At 43.4% G+C, this 23,949-nt stretch carries 25 protein-coding genes, 1 tRNA gene and 1 pseudogene; 25 read left to right on the forward strand and 2 right to left on the reverse strand.

The features are described from left to right. Positions 1–132: 132 nt before the first annotated feature. The 3 genes from AC3E6G_RS00040 to gltX all read left to right on the forward strand — a co-directional run bounded on the left by AC3E6G_RS00040 (position 133) and on the right by gltX (position 4,210). Positions 133–1,794 carry a ribonuclease J gene (locus AC3E6G_RS00040; protein ID WP_195612498.1) on the forward strand — a complete coding sequence of 554 codons (1,662 nt, stop codon included), beginning with the start codon at positions 133–135 and terminating at the stop codon, positions 1,792–1,794. Between the two features lie 74 nt (positions 1,795–1,868). Further along, positions 1,869–2,651, forward strand: coding sequence for an alpha/beta hydrolase (locus tag AC3E6G_RS00045; RefSeq protein ID WP_048690889.1), 783 nt, complete (start codon positions 1,869–1,871; stop codon positions 2,649–2,651). A 98-nt stretch (positions 2,652–2,749) separates the two neighbouring features. Then, on the forward strand, positions 2,750–4,210 hold the full coding sequence (gltX, locus tag AC3E6G_RS00050) for a glutamate--tRNA ligase (protein WP_195612496.1): 1,461 nt from the start codon (positions 2,750–2,752) through the stop codon (positions 4,208–4,210). A 149-nt stretch (positions 4,211–4,359) separates the two neighbouring features. On the opposite strand, the pseudogene AC3E6G_RS00055 reads toward gltX, so the two are convergent. Then, positions 4,360–4,527 (reverse strand): annotated as a pseudogene (locus tag AC3E6G_RS00055) (ISL3 family transposase); the annotation flags it as partial. Between the two features lie 180 nt (positions 4,528–4,707). Between AC3E6G_RS00055 and AC3E6G_RS00060 the strand changes: the two are divergent. The 11 genes from AC3E6G_RS00060 (at position 4,708) to rsmA (ending at position 12,705) form a co-directional block, all read left to right on the forward strand. Then, positions 4,708–5,625 (forward strand): TDT family transporter, encoded by a 918-nt coding sequence (locus AC3E6G_RS00060; RefSeq protein ID WP_195612493.1) that lies wholly within the window; start codon positions 4,708–4,710, stop codon positions 5,623–5,625. A 110-nt stretch (positions 5,626–5,735) separates the two neighbouring features. Continuing rightward, on the forward strand, positions 5,736–6,431 hold the full coding sequence (locus tag AC3E6G_RS00065; RefSeq protein WP_048690884.1) for a CPBP family intramembrane glutamic endopeptidase: 696 nt from the start codon (positions 5,736–5,738) through the stop codon (positions 6,429–6,431). Positions 6,432–6,537: 106 nt separating this feature from the next. After that, entirely contained in the window at positions 6,538–6,879 is a 342-nt protein-coding gene (gene rnpA, locus AC3E6G_RS00070) for a ribonuclease P protein component (protein ID WP_048690882.1), read from the forward strand. 4 nt (positions 6,880–6,883) lie between these two features. Then, complete coding sequence (locus AC3E6G_RS00075) at positions 6,884–7,699, forward strand: YidC/Oxa1 family membrane protein insertase (RefSeq protein ID WP_061564438.1); 816 nt, start codon at positions 6,884–6,886, stop codon at positions 7,697–7,699. A gap of 15 nt (positions 7,700–7,714) precedes the next feature. After that, entirely contained in the window at positions 7,715–8,659 is a 945-nt protein-coding gene (gene jag / locus AC3E6G_RS00080; RefSeq protein ID WP_061564437.1) for an RNA-binding cell elongation regulator Jag/EloR, read from the forward strand. Between the two features lie 86 nt (positions 8,660–8,745). Then, positions 8,746–9,390, forward strand: coding sequence for an HI_0552 family protein (locus AC3E6G_RS00085; protein ID WP_490700224.1), 645 nt, complete (start codon positions 8,746–8,748; stop codon positions 9,388–9,390). Positions 9,391–9,536: 146 nt separating this feature from the next. Next, complete coding sequence (gene rpmH, locus AC3E6G_RS00090) at positions 9,537–9,671, forward strand: 50S ribosomal protein L34 (RefSeq protein ID WP_003003086.1); 135 nt, start codon at positions 9,537–9,539, stop codon at positions 9,669–9,671. A 121-nt stretch (positions 9,672–9,792) separates the two neighbouring features. Further along, positions 9,793–10,563 carry a TatD family hydrolase gene (locus tag AC3E6G_RS00095; protein WP_490700225.1) on the forward strand — a complete coding sequence of 257 codons (771 nt, stop codon included), beginning with the start codon at positions 9,793–9,795 and terminating at the stop codon, positions 10,561–10,563. Continuing rightward, positions 10,535–11,119, forward strand: a complete 585-nt coding sequence (gene rnmV, locus AC3E6G_RS00100) for a ribonuclease M5 (RefSeq protein WP_172605119.1) — start codon at positions 10,535–10,537, stop codon at positions 11,117–11,119. The genes AC3E6G_RS00095 and rnmV overlap by 29 nt, the downstream gene beginning before the upstream one ends. Before the next feature lie 20 nt (positions 11,120–11,139). Beyond that, positions 11,140–11,766: an immunity protein Imm33 domain-containing protein gene (locus AC3E6G_RS00105; protein WP_048690870.1), complete on the forward strand. Its 627-nt coding sequence runs from the start codon at positions 11,140–11,142 to the stop codon at positions 11,764–11,766. A gap of 63 nt (positions 11,767–11,829) precedes the next feature. Continuing rightward, positions 11,830–12,705: a 16S rRNA (adenine(1518)-N(6)/adenine(1519)-N(6))-dimethyltransferase RsmA gene (rsmA, locus tag AC3E6G_RS00110; RefSeq protein ID WP_490700226.1), complete on the forward strand. Its 876-nt coding sequence runs from the start codon at positions 11,830–11,832 to the stop codon at positions 12,703–12,705. A 137-nt stretch (positions 12,706–12,842) separates the two neighbouring features. On the opposite strand, the gene AC3E6G_RS00115 is transcribed toward rsmA, so the two are convergent. Beyond that, positions 12,843–12,925: transfer RNA gene (locus AC3E6G_RS00115), tRNA-Leu, on the reverse strand. A gap of 182 nt (positions 12,926–13,107) precedes the next feature. Here AC3E6G_RS00115 and rsgA point away from each other — a divergent pair. From rsgA to gap, 11 genes are all read left to right on the forward strand, one after another. Continuing rightward, positions 13,108–13,986: a ribosome small subunit-dependent GTPase A gene (gene rsgA / locus AC3E6G_RS00120; RefSeq protein WP_129269925.1), complete on the forward strand. Its 879-nt coding sequence runs from the start codon at positions 13,108–13,110 to the stop codon at positions 13,984–13,986. A gap of 15 nt (positions 13,987–14,001) precedes the next feature. Then, entirely contained in the window at positions 14,002–14,661 is a 660-nt protein-coding gene (gene rpe / locus AC3E6G_RS00125) for a ribulose-phosphate 3-epimerase (protein WP_023024510.1), read from the forward strand. Further along, entirely contained in the window at positions 14,621–15,286 is a 666-nt protein-coding gene (locus tag AC3E6G_RS00130; protein ID WP_343093902.1) for a thiamine diphosphokinase, read from the forward strand. The genes rpe and AC3E6G_RS00130 overlap by 41 nt, the downstream gene beginning before the upstream one ends. 1 nt (position 15,287) lies before the next feature. Next, a complete protein-coding gene (locus AC3E6G_RS00135; RefSeq protein ID WP_233331752.1) occupies positions 15,288–16,544 on the forward strand; it encodes a DNA recombination protein RmuC in 1,257 nt (418 codons plus the stop codon). Further along, positions 16,531–17,481 carry a 3'-5' exoribonuclease YhaM family protein gene (locus tag AC3E6G_RS00140; protein ID WP_129269931.1) on the forward strand — a complete coding sequence of 317 codons (951 nt, stop codon included), beginning with the start codon at positions 16,531–16,533 and terminating at the stop codon, positions 17,479–17,481. The genes AC3E6G_RS00135 and AC3E6G_RS00140 overlap by 14 nt, the downstream gene beginning before the upstream one ends. A gap of 129 nt (positions 17,482–17,610) precedes the next feature. After that, a complete protein-coding gene (gene purR, locus AC3E6G_RS00145) occupies positions 17,611–18,435 on the forward strand; it encodes a pur operon repressor (RefSeq protein ID WP_272079841.1) in 825 nt (274 codons plus the stop codon). Positions 18,436–18,457: 22 nt separating this feature from the next. Next, on the forward strand, positions 18,458–18,994 hold the full coding sequence (locus AC3E6G_RS00150; RefSeq protein WP_154854441.1) for a hypothetical protein: 537 nt from the start codon (positions 18,458–18,460) through the stop codon (positions 18,992–18,994). Between the two features lie 216 nt (positions 18,995–19,210). Further along, positions 19,211–19,624 (forward strand): 30S ribosomal protein S12, encoded by a 414-nt coding sequence (gene rpsL / locus AC3E6G_RS00155; protein WP_001142332.1) that lies wholly within the window; start codon positions 19,211–19,213, stop codon positions 19,622–19,624. 19 nt (positions 19,625–19,643) lie between these two features. Beyond that, on the forward strand, positions 19,644–20,114 hold the full coding sequence (rpsG, locus tag AC3E6G_RS00160) for a 30S ribosomal protein S7 (RefSeq protein WP_048715723.1): 471 nt from the start codon (positions 19,644–19,646) through the stop codon (positions 20,112–20,114). A gap of 270 nt (positions 20,115–20,384) precedes the next feature. After that, entirely contained in the window at positions 20,385–22,466 is a 2,082-nt protein-coding gene (gene fusA, locus AC3E6G_RS00165) for an elongation factor G (RefSeq protein ID WP_048715725.1), read from the forward strand. 255 nt (positions 22,467–22,721) lie between these two features. Further along, positions 22,722–23,732, forward strand: a complete 1,011-nt coding sequence (gene gap, locus AC3E6G_RS00170; protein WP_006595530.1) for a type I glyceraldehyde-3-phosphate dehydrogenase — start codon at positions 22,722–22,724, stop codon at positions 23,730–23,732. Positions 23,733–23,949: the final 217 nt, after the last annotated feature.

Genomic DNA, 23,949 nt, shown 5'->3' on the forward strand with positions numbered 1-23,949 from the left:
GTTTGGTCTGACTTTTGAAAAAATCGTGAAAAAATAGTATAATGTTCTAGATATGCAAGAAAATTGCAAAACTGTAATTCGACTTGGTGAGCCAAGGACCGTAAGTATGAACCATCACATAAAGGAGAAAACATGAGTAAAATTAAGTTGATTACTTTAGGTGGAGTCCGTGAAAACGGGAAAAACCTCTACATAGCTGAAGTAAATGGCTCTATTTTTGTTTTGGATGCTGGTCTCAAGTATCCAGAAAATGAACAACTAGGGGTCGATGTCGTTATTCCCAACATGGACTACCTCTTTGAGAATAGCGATCGTATCGCAGGAGTCTTTTTAACGCACGGGCATGCGGATGCCATTGGAGCCCTTCCCTATCTTTTAGCGGAGGCTAAAGTTCCCGTATTTGGGTCAGAGTTGACCATCGAGTTGGCCAAACTCTTTGTCAAGAGCAATGACAGTGTCAAGAAGTTCAATGATTTCCATGTAATCGATGCCAACTCAGAGATTGATTTTGGAGGAACCGTTGTTTCCTTCTTCCAGACAACCCACTCTATTCCAGAAAGTTTAGGAATTGTCATCAAGACTTCTGAAGGAAGTATCGTCTATACAGGAGACTTCAAGTTTGACCAGACAGCGAGTGAGTTTTATGCGACTGACTTTGCTCGTTTGGCAGAGATTGGACAAGAAGGCGTCCTCGCTCTCTTGAGTGACTCTGCCAATGCCGATAGTAAGATTCAAGTGGCTAGTGAGCAAGAGGTTGGGGATGAAATCCTAGATACGATTGCTGACTGGGATGGCCGTATCATTGTAGCCGCTGTTGCAAGTAACCTATCACGGATCCAGCAAGTCTTTGACGCAGCTGCAGAGACAGGGCGCCGGGTTGTTTTGACTGGATTTGACGTAGAAAATATTGTCCGGACAGGGATTCGTTTAAATAAACTGTCTTTGGCCAACGAAAAAATATTGATCAAGCCAAAAGAAATGTCTCGTTTTGAGGATCATGAATTGATTATTCTTGAAACGGGTCGGATGGGTGAACCAATCAACGGACTCCGTAAAATGTCCATTGGTCGTCACCGCTATGTTGAAATCAAGGATGGCGACTTGGTCTATATCGTAACAACTCCATCTATTGCCAAAGAAGCGGTTATGGCACGGGTAGAAAACATGGTCTACCAAGCAGGCGGAGTCGTTAAAGCGATTACTCAAAGCTTGCGTGTATCAGGACATGGAAATGCGCGTGATCTTCAATTGATGATCAACCTCCTGCGCCCCAACTATCTGTTCCCAATTCAAGGGGAATACCGCGAATTGGATGCCCATGCACGGCTTGCGATGGAAGTGGGGATTTTGCCTGAAAATATCTTCATTCCGAAAAAAGGCACCATCATGGAATATGACAATGGTGACTTCGTTCCTGCAGGTAGCGTCTCTGCTGGAGATGTCCTCATCGATGGGAATGCCATTGGGGATGTTGGAAATGTCGTGCTCCGTGACCGGAAAGTCCTTTCAGAAGATGGTATCTTTATTGTGGCCATTACGGTTAACCGTCGTGAAAAACGCATTATCTCGAAGGCAAAAGTTCACACTCGTGGTTTTATCTATGTGAAGAAGAGTCGCGATATCTTGCGCGAAAGTGCTGAGATTGTCAACCAAAGTGTGGAAGAATACTTAGCCCAGGACAGCTTCGATTGGGGCGAGCTCAAGGGTGCTGTTCGTGATAGTTTGGCCAAGTACCTCTTTGACCAGACCAAACGTCGACCAGCTATCTTGCCAGTCGTCATGGAAGTACGCTAGGATTAAGATAAGAGGAAAAGTCGATCGTCGGCTTTTTCTTATCAAGGAAAAGAAGAAATAGTGAGGAAAGATAGATGGCAGTAATGCAGATTGAATACTATTCAGAAGCGCTCGCAATGGAGTGGGGGATCAACGTCCTCTACCCAGATGGATCTCGGGTGGAAAATCCAGATGATCAAGATATCCCGGTCCTCTATCTCCTTCATGGGATGAATGGCAATCAGTACTCCTGGTTGAAACGGACCAATGTAGAACGGATCTTACGGTCGACCAATCTGATTGTTGTCTTGCCTAATACCAATAATGGTTGGTATACGGATACCCAGTATGGCTATCCCTACTACACAGCCATCGCAGAGGAATTGCCTAAGACCTTGGCACGCTTCTTCCCCAATATGACTAAGAAGCGGGAGAAGACCTTTATCGCTGGTCTATCGATGGGGGGCTATGGATCTTTCAAACTCGCCCTTCAAACCAATCGCTTCTCGCATGCTGCTAGCTTTTCTGGTGCTCTTAGCTTTGAGGGACGTCAACTGGCAGACACTGACCTTGGCAGTAAGGCTTATTGGCAAGGGGTCTTTGGAGAGCTAGAAGATTGGACGACGAGTCCTTACTCCTTGGAGAGCATTGCGGAGAAGTACTCAGATAAAAAGACGGTCTTATGGGCGTGGTGTGGCGAGCAGGATGCTCTGTATGAGGCCAACAATACAGCTGTTGATCATCTGAAGGACCTCGGTTTTGATATCACCTACAGCCATGGACCAGGAAAACATGAATGGTTTTATTGGGAGCGGGAGTTGGAGCATTTCTTAGCAACCCTGCCAATTGATTTTGAACTAGAAGAACGACTCGATTAGGAAGCTACTCATGCAGAGATATGCTATAATAGAGTGAAAAGTGCCTGGGCCAGTTAGAAGAGAAGCCCAGAATCAATGAACAATTAGGAGAAACATACGTGACTAAAGATATTCGTGTGCGTTATGCACCAAGTCCAACCGGACTACTACACATCGGAAATGCTCGTACAGCATTGTTTAACTACTTGTATGCGCGCCACCATGGTGGAACCTTTATCATCCGTATCGAAGATACGGACCGTAAGCGCCACGTCGAAGATGGAGAACGTTCCCAGCTGGAAAACCTTCGTTGGTTGGGTATGGACTGGGATGAAAGTCCAGAGACGCATGAGAACTACCGCCAGTCTGAACGTTTGGAACTCTATCAAAAATACATTGACCAACTCTTGGCCGAAGGAAAAGCCTATAAATCTTACGTTACAGAAGAAGAGTTGGTAGCGGAACGTGAACGCCAAGAAGCGGCGGGTGAAACACCTCGCTATATCAATGAATACCTTGGCATGAGCGAAGAAGAAAAAGCAGCTTATATCGCAGAACGTGAAGCAGCGGGAATTATTCCTACGGTTCGCTTGGCAGTGAATGAGTCAGGTATCTACAAATGGCATGATATGGTCAAAGGCGATATCGAGTTTGAAGGTGGCAATATCGGTGGTGACTGGGTCATCCAAAAGAAAGATGGCTATCCAACTTATAACTTTGCCGTTGTGATCGATGACCATGACATGCAAATCTCTCACGTCATCCGTGGAGATGACCACATTGCCAATACACCAAAACAGCTCATGGTTTATGAAGCGCTTGGATGGGAAGCTCCAGAGTTCGGTCACATGACCTTGATCATCAACTCTGAAACTGGTAAGAAGTTGTCTAAACGCGATACCAATACCCTTCAGTTCATCGAAGACTATCGTAAGAAAGGGTACCTTCCAGAAGCAGTCTTTAACTTTATCGCCCTTCTTGGTTGGAACCCTGGTGGGGAAGACGAAATCTTCTCTCGCGAAGAACTCATCAAGCTCTTTGATGAAAACCGCCTCAGCAAGTCTCCAGCAGCCTTCGACCAAAAGAAAATGGACTGGATGAGCAATGAGTATATCAAGAATGCAGATCTTGCGACCATTTTTGAAATGGCAAAACCATTCCTCGAAGCAGCAGGACGTTTGACAGACAAGGCTGAGAAATTGGTGGAACTCTATAAACCACAAATGAAGTCAGTGGATGAAATCGTTCCATTGACAGACCTCTTCTTCTCGGACTTCCCAGAATTGACCGAAGATGAGAAAGAAGTCATGGCTGGTGAAACAGTACCAACGGTACTTGAAGCATTCAAAGCCAAGCTCGAAGCCATGTCAGATGACGAGTTTGTGGCAGAAAATATCTTCCCGCAAATCAAAGCAGTTCAAAAAGAAACAGGTATCAAAGGGAAGAACCTCTTCATGCCTATCCGTATCGCTGTTTCAGGTGAAATGCACGGACCAGAATTGCCAGAAACCATCTACTTGCTTGGTCGCGAGAAATCTATCCAACACATTGAAAAAATGTTGGAAGAAATTGCAAAATAGGAATACATTTATTCTTATTTAAGAATGTTGACAGAGGCTTATAGATTGCATTATAAAGAAGTAAGTGTCAAGATTGCTACTCTAAAATCTCAGAGGGAGATTGGAGAAGGACTCTGGGTGTTTTGTCAGCTATAATGGGTGAGGAAACGTTACACCTTGGAGAGGATCGAATTGGTTCTCTCCTTTTTGATGTCCAAAATGATGAAAATTCTAGTTTTAAAGTGGTCAATGTTCTGGAAAGCAACAGTATTTTGCTTGATGCCTTTGATGAGGTTATTAGTAGCTTTCAGTTTTACATTTAAGTAGGGGAGTTCTATGTGTTAATGGTCTTTAGAGATTTATGGGACTTATTTACAGCAAAAAAACTCCATCATTCCTTATATACTAGAGTAATTAAAGCATTTTAAAAAAGAAGTAGTTTTAGTGTCTACTTTTTTTGATGATCCCTCCTGGTATTTTATGGTATACTGAAAGCGATAAAATGATTGGAGATCAAGATGAAAAAGATTCCTTTAGCATTTTCAGGCTGCCTGTTAGGTTTAGCAGGGGCTGGAAACCTTCTGTCTGATACCTTCCCAGTTCTGGCTCATTTCTTCAGTTTGACGGGTTTGATCCTATGGGTTTTCTTTTTATGTCACCATCTGATCTACTGGTCAGAAACCAAGATTGAACTACAAGAACCGGCCCTTCTATCTGGGATGGCGACCTTCCCCATGGCTGGGATGATTTTATCGACTTATCTCTTACGACTCTTTCCGACATTTGGAGGACTCGCCCAGGCAGTTTGGTGGACTGCTTTCCTCTTAGATTGTGGCTTGATCTTCTACTTTACCAAGACCCATATATTGGCAAAACCAAGAGCCAATGCCACCCCTAGTTGGACCGTTCTTTATGTGGGGATTGCTGTTGCTGCCTTGACCTATCCAGTGGTAGGAGTGGTTGGGCTGGCCTATCTGACTTTCGGATTTGGCTTTGTCTTAACCTTGATTCTTTACCCCTTGATCTACCAGGGGTTGAAGACCGCCCCTTTACCGAGCCACTTATTAGGGCAAGAAGGCATCTATTGTGCCCCCTTTTCTCTTCTGTTAGCGGCCCTGGTTCGTGTGGGTGGAGCCAGTCTACCTGTTTGGCTGTTATACACCATGGTCGGACTCTCTCAAGCTTTTTATTTCTTCGTTTTAACGCGTCTACCTAGAATGATAAAAGAGGGCTTTCAACCAGCCTTTTCAGCCTTAACCTTCCCGACGGTCATCACAGCTACTTCCCTGAAAATGGCCCAAGGCCTATTGCACAGTTCTCTGTTAAGGCCCCTTGTCTGGTTAGAAACCATTCTGTGTCTAGCCATTCTTGTGTCCGTGCTTGTAGGCTTTGTGATTTACATAAAAGGGGAGAACGAGCATTCCAATAGAAATTAGAGGTCAGAGACGGTTGTCTCAACCTTTTTGGGTTCACTTTCTAATTGAATCCTAGGAATGATTATGGTAAGATGCAATAAATCATTTTTTGTCTCCCTCGAAAGGAATGTATGAAATTTTTAAAGACAAAGGCCAAGCTCTTTTATCCACTTTTACTACTGGTCTTCTATATCTTAGTTCGGCCACAATTTCGCGAGTTGGCCCAACTAGTCAGCAACCAAGTCGGCCAAGCTCTTAGCTATTTTTGGACCCTTCTCTTTTTAGAGGCAGGTTATTTGGTGCTTGTTTTTTCATTGGTAAAGAAATACAGTCCACGTATGGTTTTTCAGTGGGCGAAGAAGAAACAATTCCTTCCCGCTATCTACGCTACTATATTCTCCAGTTGTGCCATCTACTGGCTAGACTACTTTCTTAGTGGGTTCACCAAAGGACGTCTAGCTATTTATCACTCTTTTCCGGTGACCTTGGAAGCCTTAGGATCTCTCATCCTCTTTGTATTAGTGGTCATCATTCGACCGATGACCGTGGAACTGATCTTTCGTGGAGCGCTTGTCCAAGCCTATTTTAAAAAATGGCCCTTCTACGCGAGTGTATGGGCCCCAGCCCTTATCTATAGTGGACTTCAATTCCTCCAGCATCCTTTTACTTTTTTGAGTTTTTTGATCTATACCATCCCCGCCCTTATTTTTGGATTATTGAATGAAAAGACGAGCTCATTGTATTATCCTATCCTTGCTCATATCGGCTTGAACTTCATTTATAGCTTACCCATCATCTTATCAACCATCCAGCATCTCTTCTCCTAGCCGTTTTGACGGCACTGGAGGAGGCTTTAAACCAAGAGCCAGAAGGTCGTTGGTTTTTTTTGAAATTATGGTATAATAGAATAAATTTAAAAGAGGGAGTGGGAGTTTGAGAAAAAGCTATCGTGTCAAGCGAGAAAAAGATTTCAATGCCATTTTTAAAAGCGGCAAGAATTGTGCAAATAGAAAATTTGTCATCTACCGTTTGCCACAAGAGCAGCCCCATTTCCGTGTCGGCTTATCCGTGAGTAAAAAACTAGGAAATGCTGTGACACGCAACCGAATCAAGCGCTTGATTCGGCATGTTTTAATGAAGCACCAGGATCATCTTGTAGCAGATGATTTTGTTGTGATTGCTCGAAAGGGAGTTGAAGAACTGGATTTTGATCAGGTCGAAAAAAATCTAGTCCATGTATTAAAATTAGCGCAAGTCTATCGTCAGGAAAGGTAATTACGTGAAAAAGAAACTAAAAGTAGCTAGCTTACTCGGAGGAGCCCTCCTTTTATTAACAGCCTGTGGAACGTCTGAAGTGACTTCCCAATCATCAGGAGTTTGGGAAAAATTTGTTTACTTCTTTGCTGAAGTCATCCGTTTTCTTTCTATCGGAGGAAACATCGGAGTCGGGATTATCCTCTTCACTCTCTTGATTCGGACCATTCTTTTGCCAGTTTTCCAATACCAAATGACCTCCTCGCGTAAAATGCAGGAGATTCAGCCACTAGTGAAAGAAATCCAGGCCAAGTATCCTGGGAAGGATTTGGAAAGCCGCACTCGCATGTCAGAAGAAATGCGGGAACTCTATAAAGAAAAAGGCGTCAAGACTTCCTCTGCCTTCTTGCCATTGTTTATTCAAATGCCAGTCTTGATGGCCTTGTTCCAAGCTTTGAGTCGGGTAGAATTCCTAAAAGTCGGTCATTTTCTTTGGTTGGATATGAGCGCAACAGACCCAACCTTTATTTTGCCAGTTTTGGCAGCCGTCTTCACCTTCTTTAGCACCTGGTTGAGCAACAAAGCCATGCCAGAAAAAAATGGTGGAATGACAGCCATGATGTATGCAATGCCCGTGATGATTTTCTTCTTTGCTATGTACTCAGCCAGCGGGGTTGCTCTCTACTGGGTGGTTTCCAATGCTTACCAAGTTGGGCAAACTTACCTATTGAACAATCCATTTAAGATTATTGCGGCGCGTGAAGCAGAGCAACAGGCAATCAAAGATCTAGAAAAACAAAAACGACGTGCATTTAACAAAGCACAGAAAAAGAAAAACTAAGAAGGAGTTTGACAGATGGTCCAATATACAGGAGTCAATGTTGAAGAAGCCATTCAAAATGGTTTGAAAGAATTAGATATCCCGCGCATGAAAGCACATATTACTGTCGTTTCTCGTGAAAAGAAAGGGTTCCTTGGTCTCTTTGGTAAGAAGCCAGCTGTGGTAGACATCGAACCAATTGCAGAAACTACAGTGACAAAAGCCAATCAACAAGCTGTTAAGGGAGTTCCTGAGGAAATTAATGCTCAAAATGAACCTGTCAAGAGTGTCAGTGAAGAGACTGTTGATTTGGGGCGCGTGGTAGCAGCGATTAAAAAAGTTGAAGAAGAAGGCCAAGAAGTTTCTGAGGAAGTGAAGGCTGAGATTCTCAAACATGAGAAGGCTCCTGAAACCATTCTTGAAGAACAAGGTCATGGAGAGATTCTCGATTCAAGTCTTAACGAAGCTGAGTCACGCCAAACGTCTGATTTTGCTGACTTGGGCATTGAAGTAGAAGAAAGCTATGACATTGAAAAGGTTGTTTCTGATGTCACTGCCTATGTTCAAACCGTTATTGATGAAATGGATGTCGAAGCTAGCATCTCAAGCAGCTACAACCGTCGCACCATCAATATGCAGATTGATACCAATGAGCCAGGCCGTGTCATTGGCTACCATGGGAAAGTTCTCAAGGCCCTTCAATTGTTGGCACAGAACTACCTTTACAATCAGTATTCTAAGAATTTCTACATTGCGATCAACGTTAATGATTATGTTGAACACCGTGCAGAAGTGCTTCAAAGTTATGCACAAAAATTGGCAAGTCGTGCTCTAGAAGAAGGTCGAGCGCAACATACAGATCCAATGTCTAATAGCGAACGCAAGATCATCCACCGCATCGTATCAAAAATGGACGGAGTCACCAGCTATTCTGAAGGAGAAGAACCAAATCGTTACGTTGTCGTCGATATTGAAGGTTAATCTGCCATCAAAAAAGGAAGATTTCAAAAGGGAGAGAGGGGTGTAAGCTTGCTCTCTCCTTTTCTGTCTGAGAAAGGAAAACTAGAATGTACAGTATGATGAGAGACTTTTTGAATTGTCAGGGGATCAAGTACCTAGCCCCTGCTAAAGCTGGTGAGGATGCAGAGCGAATGGTAGAGTATCGCGAGTTAGGGCAAGAAGCTCGACAGGAATTCACCCACTTGGTCAGTGATTTTCAGAAGCTCTTTCCGCATTTAAAACAAGATCGGACCAGTCAGTGGATGAATCAAGCTCAAATTCTTCGCCCTCATTTTTGGGCTTATCTCCAAGGAGAGGGAGAGATCACGGATCCGATGTTTGCATTGCGACTTTATGGTGATGCGAAGGACTTTGGTGTGTCCCTGGAAGTAAGTTTTATCGAACGCAAGAAGGATGAGGAGAGTCTACAAAAGCAGAACCGCGTTTTAACTCTTCCGGTTTCTTCGCCAGTCTATTACTTCGCCCAAATAGAAGGTGTCAGTCAACGATTCCAAGGGACAGAAGCCAATCGCCAGAGACTTCTCAAAGGTGTGGAAACTGGCCAGGTCCGAAAGGTCTTGGTAAAAGTCGATGTCAATCTATCGCAAGCGACGAGTCGAGATGCCATTCTTGAGGAATTAAAAAAAGGAATGGCTAGCTTGCTTCCTTACTATGAAGCGACTCGTCAAAGGATAGAAGGAGATGCCCAATAAAAGCGGTATCATTGAACCTGCCCCAACAAATTTTTCATAGCTATTGACAAACAGACGTGAATCAGATAGAATAGTAAAGTATGTTTAGTAACTGATCACATTATAGCCGGCTAAACGAATACAAAATCTATGAGGAGGTATTCATCGTGAAACGTACTTATCAACCAAGTAAACTTCGTCGTGCGCGCAAACATGGTTTCCGTCACCGTATGGCAACTAAAAACGGTCGTCGCGTATTGGCAGCTCGTCGTCGTAAAGGACGCAAAGTTTTGGCTGCGTAATTCAGATAAAAAACTAAAAACCAGTAGAAACTCGAGACTACTGGTTTTTGTTTTGCCAAAAGTGTATTCAGCTAGGCTTTCTGTTATAATAGAATGAGAAAAATCGTAGAAAAGGATCCATATGCAGATTTTTGATACTCATACTCACCTCAACGTTGAAGAGTTTGCAGGGAGAGAAAAAGAGGAATTAGAACTAGCTAAAGAGCTGGGAGTCCATGCCCACAATGTTGTTGGCTTTGACAAACCAACCATCGAACGAGCAATAGCCTTGGCCGACCAGTACCCGGAAGTTTATCTTACCCTGGGTTGGCATCCCACTGAGGCGGGCGACTATAGTCCTGAAGTAGAGGCTTATTTACTTGAACAGTTGAAACATCCTAAAGTCGTCGCCCTAGGAGAAATCGGTCTCGATTACCACTGGATGACGGCACCAAAAGACGTTCAAGAAAAGGTTTTTCGCCGTCAGATCCAACTGTCTAAGGACTTGGACTTGCCTTTTGTAGTGCATACGCGTGATGCTCTCGAAGATACCTACGCCATTATCAAGAGTGAAGGAGTGGGCCCGCGCGGTGGCATCATGCATTCTTTCTCCGGTAGTCTTGAAGAAGCCAAACGTTTCATGGATCTGGGAATGATGATTTCCTTCTCTGGAGTGGTGACGTTTAAGAAGGCGACAGATGTCCAAGAAGCGGCAGCTGGCCTTCCGCTTGATAAGATATTGGTTGAGACAGATGCCCCTTATCTGGCACCAGTTCCTAAGCGGGGCCGGGAAAATAAAACAGCCTACACCCGCTATGTAGTGGATCATATTGCAACACTACGTGGCTTGACAACAGAAGAAATAGCTCAAGCCACCTATGACAATGCGAGAAAGGTATTTGGCCTTGACTGAGAAAAGAAAAATACCAGAAGTGATTGTTGTTGAAGGCAAGGATGATACGGCCAATCTGAAACGCTATTATGAGGTGGATACCTATGAGACACGTGGATCCGCCATTAATCATGATGACCTAGAACGAATTGCCACCTTGCAGGAGTTGCGTGGAGTCATAGTTTTTACGGATCCGGATTACAATGGGGAGCGCATTCGTAAGATCATCATGCAAGAAATTCCGCAGGCCAAGCATGCCTTTTTAAATCGTGGCGAAGCAGTACCCAAATCAAAAACCAAGGGCCGTTCCTTGGGAGTCGAGCATGCCAGCTTTGAAGACTTGGAAAAAGCCCTTGCTGGACTGGTGGGCTCCTATAAAGATGAGCATTTCTTTGATATTACCAAATCAGATCTGATGCGACTCGGTCTGCTGATGGGCAGTGAAAGTCGCAAACGACGGGAATATCTAGGAGAAGCCTTGCGCATCGGCTACTGCAATGGCAAACAACTGCTCAATCGCTTGGAGTTGTTTGGAATTTGTTTAGCGCAAGTCGAAGAAACGATGGCCAGTTATTAAAAAAGAGATAGAGGTGGAAGATGGGATTGTTCGACCTGTTTACAGATAAGAAAAAAGTGATAGGATTTTCTTTGGAGAATGTTCACGCAGAACATCAAAAGAATCCACGGCATTTTTTGATTCCAAGTCAAGAAGAAATCAACCAATTGAAGCTTGGGGACCAGGTTCGCCTCATCTTTGTGCTGGATACAGTCTTGGAGAATGGGTGTCGAGCAGAGCGTATGTGGGTCGAACTCACTGAAATCCGCGATGGGAAGTTCAAAGGATGTTTAACCAATCAACCGGCTTATATTACCACCATCCAGCTTGGAGATGAGCTGGAATTTGCCCAGGAACATATCGCCAGTCTGATGGTTCCTCCGCTGAATCTTGATACGCAAAAAGGGGCCATGATTACCAAGGATTGCTTCCTACGACGTGAGATTAATTGGGCGATTCACGATGTCCCTCATCATTCACAAGATAGTGGTTGGCAGTTCTTTACAGGTTATGAGTCCCAGGAAGACTTGGACGATCCGTCTAAGATTACCATCATCAGTCTTGAAGACGCCTTGGAAATGGAGCCCTTGTTGGAAACCGTCTTAGATAAGAACGGGGAAGCTTATGTTTACCAAGCGGAGCAGAATGCCTTTGTAGAAGACTGTTAGACTGGCCTGCGGAGAAAAAAGAGAGAGTATGTCTCACACTAAACGGATTAGAAAAGAGAAAAAATGAGAATTGCAGATTATAGCGTGACCAAGACAGTGCTAGAGCGTCACGGTTTTACCTTTAAAAAATCCTTCGGTCAGAACTTCTTGACCGATACCAATATCCTTCAAAAGATTGTCGATACGGCTGAGATTGATAAAACAGTCAATGTCATCGAAATTGGTCCCGGAATTGGAGCTTTGACGGAGTTTTTGGCAGAAAATGCCGCAGAAGTCATGGCCTTTGAGATTGATGACCGCTTGGTGCCTATCTTAGCGGATACCTTGCGTGATTTTGACAATGTCACGGTTGTCAACCAAGACATCCTCAAGGTAGACCTCAACCAGTACATCGCAGAGTTCAAAAATCCAGAGCTTCCGATCAAGGTAGTGGCTAATCTTCCTTACTACATCACGACTCCCATCCTTATGCACTTGATCGAATCCAAGATTCCTTTCCAAGAATTTGTGGTTATGATGCAAAAAGAGGTGGCAGACCGTATTTCAGCCGAACCTAATACCAAAGCTTACGGGTCTTTGTCCATTGCAGTCCAATACTATATGACCGCTAAAGTAGCCTTTATCGTGCCTCGCACCGTCTTTGTGCCAGCGCCAAACGTCGATTCTGCCATCCTCAAGATGGTGCGTCGCCCAGAACCAGCAGTGGCAGTCAAGGATGAAGATTTCTTCTTCTCTGTCAGCAAGGCTAGCTTTGTCCACCGCCGCAAGACTCTATGGAACAACTTGACCAGTCGCTTTGGCAAGACTGAAGAAATCAAAGCCAAACTGGAAGGAGGGATTCAAGCTGCAGGCCTGCAACCTTCTGTACGAGGAGAATCCCTTAGCTTAGAAGACTTCGCTCGTTTGGCTGACGGACTTCTAGAAGCAGGAATAAAATAATAGAAAAGACATGAGATATGAATCTCATGTCTTTTTGAATGATGGAAGGAAAGGATGGGATTTGAACCCGCGCATGAAGAAAATCTTTGCCGGATTTCGAGTCCGGTGCCGTACCGAGCTGAGCCACCTTTCCAAGATGCGGAGAAAGGGATTTGAACCCTCACGCCCGAAGGGGCACATGCGCCTGAAGCATGCGTGTCTGCCGTTCCACCACCTCCGCATAGTTCTATTATACTCTTTTTAAAAGAAAAGCCAAGAAAAAATAGTAACAGAATTTATATAGTGATTCTGTACGGAGTCTTAAGGTAATATAAAATCCTAATATATATAGAATTTAAGGTTCGCAAGCGTTATCGTATATTTTTTGATATAATGGTAGTATTAACTTTAAAGGAGTGCCAGTTGCAAGGAACGATTGTTAAAGCCTTGGCCGGTTTTTATTATGTGGAGTGCGAGGGAGAAATTTACCAAACACGCGCCCGAGGAAATTTCCGGAAAAAGGGACAAACTCCCTATGTTGGAGATAAGGTAGAATTTTCAGCTGAAGAAAATTCGGAAGGCTATATTTTAAAAATATTCCCAAGAAAGAATAGCTTAGTCCGCCCACCCATTGTGAATATAGATCAGGCTGTCGTCATCATGTCTGCCAAAGAGCCGGATTTTAATGTTAATTTATTGGACCGCTTTTTAGTCCTCTTGGAACAAAAAGTGATTCATCCGATTGTCTATATTTCAAAAATGGACTTACTAGAAGATCCAGCTCAGATGCTTCCTTTCCAGGAAGTCTATCGCAAAATGGGCTATGACTTTGTCACGGACAAGGAAGAGCTCTTGCCTCTCTTGAAGGATCAGGTGACGGTCTTTATGGGCCAAACAGGAGTGGGGAAATCCACCCTCTTGAATACCTTGGCTCCGGAGTTGGAACTAGAGACAGGAGAAATCTCCGACAGTCTTGGACGAGGTCGGCATACGACGCGAGCCGTCAGCTTTTATGATCTCAATGGGGGCAAAATTGCGGACACTCCTGGCTTCTCCTCTCTAGATTATGAAGTCGATAATGCGGAAGATCTGAATCATGCTTTTCCAGATATCGCCAAGGTGAGCCAGGCTTGTAAGTTCCGTACTTGTACCCACACACATGAACCATCCTGTGCTGTTAAGCCTGCTGTCGAGGAAGGGATCATAGCTTCCTTCCGCTATGAGAATTACTTACAGTTCTTAAGCGAGATTGAAAATAAGCGAGAAACCTACAAAAAAGTATCGAAAAAATTACCCAAATAAGGAGACCTGAAGAATATGAAAACAAACAAATTAGCCCCTTCTATTTTGAGTGCAGATTATGCAAATTTTGAAAGTGAATTGAAGAAATTGGAAGCATCTGGTGCGGAGTACGCCCATATCGATGTGATGGACGGCCACTTTGTGCCTAATATCAGCTTTGGTGCTGGTGTAGTTGCTAGTATGCGTCCTCACAGCAAGCTAGTGTTTGACTGCCACTTGATGGTTACCAATCCTGAGCAACATATCGAAGAGTTTGCGCGTGCCGGAGCAGATATCATTAGCATTCACGTCGAAGCGACTCCACACATCCATGGCGCCCTTCAAAAAATTCGTTTGGCAGGGGTAAAACCAAGTGTGGTCATCAATCCAGGAACCCCTGTTGAAAGTATCCAACACATCTTGAACTTGGTAGATCAAGTACTTGTCATGACTGTCAACCCAGGATTTGGTGGGCAAGCCTTCCTGCCAGAGACTATGGATAAGATTCGTCAATTGGTTCAATTGCGTGAAGAAAAAGGCTTGGATTTCGATATTGAAGTCGATGGGGGGATTGATGATAAGACGATTCACGCTGCGAAAGAAGCAGGGGCAAACGTCTTTGTAGCAGGTTCCTATGTGTTTAATGGAGATGTGAATGAACGAGTTCAAACCCTTCGAGCAGCCATCCAAGACTAAGGTTGCGATTGTAGCTGGAGGCCGAGTGGAAACCATTCCGCTAGACTTGGATATTTATGTTGGGGTGGATGCAGGCTGTCTTTTCCTATTAGAGCAAGGATTGGAACTTTCTTTAGCAGTTGGAGATTTTGACTCTGTCGAGCCAGAAGAATTCCAGAGTATTCAATCTGCGGCTCACGAATTACGGACTTCGGTAGCAGAAAAAAATGATACGGATCTGGAATTGGCGATTAAGGAAGTGTTAGAAGGTTGGCCTCAAGCGGACATTCTAATCTTTGGAGCCTTTGGTGGTCGCCTGGATCACCACTTGGCCAGCGTTTTTTTGCCTAGCGATCCAGAGATTGCACCCTTTATGTCGCAACTTTACTTGATAGACCAACAAAATTATCTCTGCTATCGCCCAGCAGGCCGCCATACCATTCTACCTATAGCAGGCTATACCTATGTAGCTTTTATGCCAGTTGAGGGAGCTTTCATCCAGATTGAAGGAGCCAAGTATCCCTTAAATCAGACCAATTATTTTAAAAAGGCTATTTATGGTTCCAACGAGTTTATCAATCAGCCGATTACCTTAACTGTTGATCGAGGCTACGCCCTTATCATTTATAGCAAGGATGGGAAATAAGATGGAATTAATCCTTTTTGTATTAGGAGTGGGAAATCTTGTCTTGCTCTTCTTGCTCTACCAGCAACGGACAGCTGATAACAAACAGGTCCGTGACTTACTGGAGGACCAAGAAGATCATCTTTCTGATCAGCTGGATTACCGATTTGAGAGAGAGCGACAAGCTCAGCAAATCACTGGCCAGCAGATAGAGATGGCGATCAGTGACCGTCTTATGGAATTACGGACAGAAATGCATCAGCAAACGACTGCTTTACGAGCAGAACTTGCTGAGAATTTCACTAAAAACCGAGACAAAACGGACGAGCGGATGCAACAGATTCAAGCTTCCAATGATTTGCGGTTGGAGCAGATGCGTCAAACGGTCGAAGAAAAGTTGGAAAAAACCTTGCACAGTCGTCTTCAAACCTCTTTTGAGACAGTCTCCAAACAATTGGAGTCGGTCAATAAAGGTCTTGGGGAAATGCAGACGGTCGCTAGAGATGTAGGAAGTCTCAATAAGGTTCTTTCTAATACGAAAACCCGTGGGATTATGGGAGAACTCCAACTCGGCCAGATCATTGAAGATATCCTAACTCCCGCCCAATATGAAAGAGAGTTTGTAACAGTTCCCCATTCCAGCGAACGCGTCGAGTACGCTATCAAGATGCCTGGTCAGGTCAGAGGGGAATACGTCTATCTGCCAATCGACTCTAAGTTTCCTCTGGAGGGGTATTACCGACTGGAAGAAGCCTATGAAAGTGGGGAGAAAGAGGAGATTGAACGGTGTCGCAAACTCCTATTGGCTAGTATCAAACAATTTGCCAAGGACATTCATCAAAAATACCTCTATCCACCTGCCACTACTAATTTTGGGATTCTCTTTTTACCGACGGAAGGGCTCTATTCAGAAGTGGTCCGCGACCCAGCCTTCTTTGATCGCCTCCGAAGAGAGGAGCAGATTGTCGTCGCGGGGCCAAGTACGCTTTCAGCCTTGTTAAATTCCTTATCGGTTGGATTTAAGACCCTGAATATTCAACGAAGTGCAGATGATATTAGCAAGGTCCTTGCATCCGTCAAGACGGAGTTCCAAAAATTTGGAGGCGTTTTAGAAAAGACCCAACGGCAGTTGAAGCATGCCTCTGGTAATATTGATGACCTCTTAAACCGAAGAACAAATGCTATCGAGCGCACACTCCGAAACATTGAAACGTCAGAGAATCTAGATATAGCAAGCCTATTGAATTTAGAAGATGGAGAAGATGATGGTCAAAATTAATCAAATGAAAAAAGACGAATTGTTTGAAGGCTTCTACCTCATTAAGTCAGCAGATGTTCGTCAGACACGTGCTGGAAAGAATTATCTTGCCTTTGTCTTCCAAGATGAGACAGGCACGATCGAAGGAAAATTGTGGGATGCTCAGCCACATAATGTGGAGCAATTTCAGGCTGGGCGCGTGGTTCATATGAGTGGCCGTCGGGAAGTCTACAACAATACGCCCCAGGTCAATCAGTTGACCTTGCGGTTGCCTCAAAGTGGGGAGCCATCGAATCCAGCAGACTTTAAGGAAAAGCCTCCGGTAAATCCAGTCGATTTGAAAGATTACCTATCGGGGATGATTTTCAAAATAGAAAATCCAGTTTGGCAACGTGTGGTGCGGGCGCTATACAGCAAGTACGACAAAGAGTTCTACTCTTATCCTGCGGCCAAAACCAACCACCATGCTTTTGAGACTGGCTTAGCCTATCACACAGCCACCATGGTTCGTTTGGCTGAGAGCATCTCTCAGGTGTATCCTCAATTAAATCAGAGTCTCCTCTATGCCGGCATCATGCTCCATGATCTTGCCAAGGTACTGGAACTCTCAGGCCCTGAAAATACGGAATATACGGTTCGAGGAAACCTCATCGGGCACATTGCTCTAATCGATGAAGAAATTACCAAGGTCTTACAAGAGTTAAAGATTGATGATCAAAAAGAAGATGTGATTGTGTTGCGCCATGTGATTTTGAGTCACCATGGTCTACTAGAATATGGTAGCCCGGTTCGTCCAAAAATCATGGAAGCCGAGATCATCCATATGATTGATAACCTAGATGCAGAAATGATGATGATGACTTCTGCCTTAGCTTTAGTAGGCCCTGGTGAAATGACCAATAAGATTTTTGCCTTGGACAACCGCTCCTTCTATAAGCCAAATTTAAAAGATTCCTAATAAACTGGCGATGAAAATATTACTCTTAGTTTGTTAGTAAAAAAACCAAAAACGAATGTTGTGAGACTAACAACGTTCGTTTTTTGGTATAATATGGTATAATACAATAAAAAACTATGTGGAGAGAAAATGAAGCTAAGAAGAAGTGAGCGGATGGTTGTGATCTCGAATTATTTGATTAATCATCCCTACGAATTGACGAGTTTAAATACATTTGCCGAAAAATACGAATCTGCCAAATCATCTATTTCTGAGGACATTGTCATTATTAAACGGGCCTTTGAAGAAATGGAAATTGGAAGCATTGAAACTCTTACCGGTGCAGGTGGAGGGGTCATCTTTACACCATCGATTTCGGATGCAGATTCAAAAGAAATTGTCCAAAACTTGTGCAATCAATTGTCAGAAAGTAACCGGATTTTACCAGGTGGTTATATCTACCTTTCGGATTTGCTAAGTGATCCAAAAATCTTAAATAATATTGGTCGCATTATTGCCAAGGCCTTCCGAGATCAAAAAATCGATGCTGTCATGACGGTGGCCACTAAGGGTGTCCCATTAGCAAATGCGGTAGCGAATGTCTTAAATGTTCCTTTTGTCATTGTACGACGCGATTTGAAAATTACAGAAGGCTCAACGGTCAGTGTCAACTACGTATCTGGTTCCAGTGGCGATCGGATTGAGAAAATGTTCCTATCCAAACGTAGTTTGAAAGCTGGAAGCCGTGTCCTGATTGTCGATGACTTCCTTAAAGGAGGGGGAACGATCAGTGGGATGGTTAGCCTCTTAGCTGAGTTCGATTCAGAGTTGGCAGGAGTTGCTATTTTTGCGGACAATGCTTCGGCTAGAAGTAAAGATTTATTCGATCACAAGTCACTTCTACGTGTGACCAACATTGATGTAGCAGAAAATAAAATTGATGTAGAAATCGGAAATATTTTCGATAAGAACTAAGGCTGGAGAGGGAGAAAGGAAAATGAAAACAATTTTAGACCGTTTTGATCGTAGTCCCCTATGGCTTCGATTGGCAACGATATTCATCTTGACTGGAGTTCTTGTCGGTGGGCTTTATACGGTTCGTAAAAATTCTGCAGACCAGGTCACAGTGGTAAAACAAGAAACCAAAAAAACAGGTTCTCTTCCTATTAAGAAGAAAGACCCTAAAAAAGCCAAAGAAGAAGAGGAAGCGAAAATCCTTGAAGTTGCTGAAAAAGCAGTCGCTCATTTTGAAACCACAGCAACTCAAGAAACCTTAACCGCTGCGCAAGAGGCTGTAGAAAAAGTGAAGGATGAAACCAAGAAACAGGCCTTTCAAGCTCGTATTCAGTACATTGTAGACTATTACGGAATGCAAACCAATCAGAATACTCAATCAACTGATACGAATCAAGCTAGCCAAACAGTTCAACCTCAACAAGTCGTTCCCGCAGAAGTCCCTCAGTATCAGTCCAATGAGGTTCCTCAGCTTTCGAATGCTACCACACCAGCTGTAACGCAACAAACTGAACAATAATCTAGCGCGATTTTAAGAAGAAGCAATCGTGCAAAAAAGATAAAAAAATCTTGACAGTGAAAGTACCGCTATGTTACAATAATAGACGGTACTTTTTACTTTTGGTCTCTCAAGAGTGTACAGGGACGTGCTGACAAATGTTGCAAAAGTACACACGGATGATAGCTGTCACCAAGTGTATCATCACCAAAAATAAAAAAATACAGGAGAATGTAGATGCCTACAATTAACCAATTGGTTCGCAAACCGCGTAAATCAAAAGTAGAAAAATCTAAATCACCAGCTTTGAACGTTGGTTACAACAGTCATAAAAAAGTTCAAACAAACGTTTCTTCACCACAAAAACGTGGTGTTGCAACTCGTGTTGGAACAATGACACCTAAAAAACCTAACTCTGCCCTTCGTAAATTCGCTCGTGTACGTTTGAGCAACTTGATCGAAGTTACTGCCTACATCCCAGGTATCGGACACAACTTGCAAGAGCACAGCGTGGTGCTTCTTCGCGGTGGACGTGTAAAAGACCTTCCAGGGGTACGTTACCATATCGTCCGTGGTGCACTTGATACTGCAGGTGTTAACGATCGTAAACAAGGCCGTTCTAAATACGGTACTAAACGTCCAAAAGCATAAGGAAAGGGGATAAAGAGAAATGAGTCGTAAAAATAGAGCTCCAAAGCGCGATGTATTGCCAGATCCGCTTTACAATTCACAACTAGTTACTCGTCTTATCAACCGCGTTATGCTTGATGGTAAACGTGGTACAGCAGCTTCAATCGTTTACGGTGCTTTTGAGCAAATCAAAGAAGTTACTGGAAATGACGCGCTTGAAGTATTTGAAACAGCAATGGAAAACATCATGCCTGTACTTGAAGTACGTGCACGTCGTGTTGGTGGATCTAACTACCAAGTCCCAGTTGAAGTTCGTCCAGAACGTCGTACAACACTTGGACTTCGTTGGTTGGTAACCATCGCTCGTCAACGTGGTGAGCACACAATGGTTGATCGCCTTGCTAAAGAAATCTTGGATGCTGCAAACAACACTGGTGCAGCAGTTAAGAAACGTGAAGACACTCACCGTATGGCTGAAGCTAACCGTGCCTTCGCACACTTCCGCTGGTAAGATCAAGATACTGAGGGCGTTAAAAAAGCGACTGAAAATTAGGAAGCTTGACGAAGAATCAAAGATTCTAGGAGAGCTTATCTATTTTCCGAGCTTTTAGCCCGGGTTTAATTAAGCATCATCAGCTTTTGAACCCAACTCAACTTATCTACAAGTTGGAACCAACAAAAAACAGGATAAACAATGAGAACGGGTAGGTCCTGCCTATCCGTTTTTGTTAAATCATGTTATAATAGTATAGAAATAAAAAATATAGGAGAACAAAACCTCATGGCACGCGAATTTTCACTTGAAAAAACTCGTAATATCGGTATCATGGCCCACGTCGATGCTGGTAAAACAACTACAACTGAGCGTATCCTTTACTACACTGGTAAGATTCACAAAATCGGTGAAACTCACGAAGGTGCGTCACAAATGGACTGGATGGAGCAAGAGCAAGAACGTGGTATCACCATCACATCTGCTGCGACAACCGCTCAATGGAAAGACACTCGTGTTAACATCATCGACACACCAGGACACGTGGACTTCACGATCGAAGTACAACGTTCACTCCGCGTTTTGGACGGTGCTGTAACGGTTCTTGACTCACAATCAGGTGTTGAGCCTCAAACAGAAACAGTTTGGCGTCAAGCAACTGAATACCGTGTTCCTCGTATCGTATTTGCGAACAAGATGGATAAAATCGGTGCTGACTTCCTTTACTCAGTAAGCACACTTCATGATCGTCTTCAAGCAAACGCACACCCAATTCAATTGCCAATCGGTTCAGAAGATGACTTCCGTGGAATCATCGACTTGATCAAGATGAAAGCTGAAATCTACACCAACGACCTTGGTACAGACATTCTTGAAGAAGATATCCCAGCTGAATACCTTGACCAAGCTCAAGAATACCGTGAAAAATTGGTTGAAGCAGTTGCTGAAACTGATGAAGACTTGATGATGAAATACCTTGAAGGTGAAGAAATCACTAACGAAGAATTGAAGGCTGCTATCCGTAAAGCAACTATCAATGTTGAATTCTTCCCAGTATTGTGTGGTTCTGCCTTCAAGAACAAAGGGGTTCAATTGATGTTGGACGCAGTCCTTGACTACCTTCCAAGCCCACTTGATATCCCTGCAATCAAGGGTGTAAACCCTGATACAGACGAACAAGAAGAACGTCCAGCATCTGATGAAGAGCCATTTGCAGCTCTTGCCTTCAAGATCATGACTGACCCATTCGTAGGTCGTTTGACATTCTTCCGTGTTTACTCAGGTGTCTTGAACTCAGGTTCTTACGTATTGAACACATCTAAAGGTAAACGTGAACGTATCGGACGTATCCTTCAAATGCACGCCAACACTCGTATGGAAATCGAAACAGTTTATTCTGGAGATATCGCTGCTGCCGTTGGTTTGAAAGATACTACAACTGGTGACTCATTGACAGATGAAAAAGCGAAAATTATCCTTGAGTCAATCGAAGTTCCAGAACCAGTTATCCAATTGATGGTTGAGCCTAAATCTAAAGCAGACCAAGATAAGATGGGTATCGCCCTTCAAAAATTGGCTGAAGAAGATCCAACATTCCGCGTTGAAACAAACCCTGAAACTGGTGAAACAGTTATCTCTGGTATGGGTGAGTTGCACTTGGATGTCCTTGTTGACCGTATGAAACGTGAATTCAAGGTTGAAGCAAACGTTGGTGCTCCTCAAGTATCTTACCGTGAAACATTCCGCGCTTCTACACAAGCACGTGGATTCTTCAAACGTCAATCTGGTGGTAAAGGTCAGTTTGGTGATGTTTGGATCGAATTTACTCCAAACGAAGAAGGTAAAGGATTCGAGTTCGAAAATGCGATCGTCGGTGGTGTGGTTCCACGTGAATTCATCCCTGCAGTAGAAAAAGGACTTCAAGAATCTATGGCTAACGGTGTTCTTGCTGGCTACCCAATGGTTGACGTGAAAGCGAAGCTTTACGATGGATCATACCACGATGTCGACTCATCTGAAACTGCCTTCAAGATCGCTGCATCTCTTGCTCTTAAAGAAGCAGCTAAATCAGCACAACCAGCTATCCTTGAACCAATGATGCTTGTAACCATCACAGTTCCTGAAGAAAACCTTGGGGATGTTATGGGTCACGTAACTGCTCGTCGTGGACGTGTAGACGGTATGGAAGCACACGGTGCAAGCCAAATCGTTCGTGCTTATGTACCACTTGCTGAAATGTTCGGTTACGCTACTGTCCTTCGTTCTGCAACTCAAGGACGTGGTACTTTCATGATGGTATTTGACCACTACGAAGATGTACCGAAATCAGTACAAGAAGAAATCATTAAAAAAGCTAAAGGTGAAGCATAATTTTACCGTCTAGCTAAAAGCTTTCCTCATAGGAGGAAAGCTTTTTTTGATTCGAAAAGAACTTAAGGCCTCTTCCTCATAAGAGATAGTGAAAATGAATATGAAAGTTTGTGTAATATTTCTAATCCTAATGAAATCAGTTGCATTTTAGGGGAAGAAAGTATATAATAATATTGTTGAAAGATGATTTGTAACCTATCAAGTTACTCTTTTCACATAAAAAATTTTTTGATTTTCATAAGGAGGAAATCACGAATGGTAGTTAAAGTTGGTATTAACGGTTTCGGTCGTATCGGTCGTCTTGCTTTCCGTCGTATCCAAAACGTAGAAGGTGTTGAAGTTACTCGCATCAACGACCTTACAGATCCAGTTATGCTTGCACACTTGTTGAAATATGACACAACTCAAGGTCGTTTCGACGGTACTGTGGAAGTTAAAGAAGGTGGATTCGAAGTTAACGGTAAATTCGTTAAAGTTTCTGCTGAACGTGATCCAGAACAAATCGACTGGGCTAACGACGGTGTAGAAATCGTTCTTGAAGCAACTGGTTTCTTTGCTAAGAAAGAAGCTGCTGAAAAACACTTGCACCCAGGTGGAGCTAAGAAAGTTGTTATCACTGCTCCTGGTGGAAACGATGTTAAGACAGTTGTATTTAACACTAACCATGACATTCTTGATGGTACTGAAACAGTTATCTCTGGTGCTTCATGTACTACAAACTGCTTGGCTCCAATGGCTAAAGCTCTTCAAGATAACTTCGGTGTTGTAGAAGGATTGATGACTACTATCCACGCTTACACTGGTGACCAAATGATCCTTGACGGACCACACCGTGGTGGTGACCTTCGTCGTGCTCGCGCTGGTGCAGCTAACATCGTTCCTAACTCAACTGGTGCTGCTAAAGCTATCGGTCTTGTAATCCCAGAATTGAACGGTAAATTGGACGGATCTGCACAACGCGTTCCAACTCCAACTGGATCAGTTACTGAATTGGTTGCAGTTCTTGAAAAGAACGTTACTGTTGATGAAGTAAATGCGGCTATGAAAGCAGCAGCTAACGAATCATACGGTTACACAGAAGATCCAATCGTATCTTCAGATATCGTAGGTATGGCTTATGGTTCATTGTTTGACGCAACTCAAACTAAAGTTCTTGACGTTGACGGTAAACAATTGGTTAAAGTTGTTTCATGGTATGACAACGAAATGTCTTACACTGCACAACTTGTTCGTACTCTTGAATACTTCGCAAAAATTGCTAAATAATTCATCTGTATGATGAGAGGAGGGTAACCTCCTCTTTTTTTGTACTTTTTTTAGACCTTCCTCATCATATTATAGGACTTGCCAAAATGGATTGACAGTGTTAACTGGATTCGGTATCCTATTCTTGATTGGAGATTTCTAATACAAAGAAATGAAAGCGATTACAAGTCGTAGAGGAAGGAGCCAATGGAAATCGCTCAAGAAAAAGAAAAAATCC

This window comes from Streptococcus sp. SCPM-O-B-23252 (M501) (assembly GCF_058200355.1).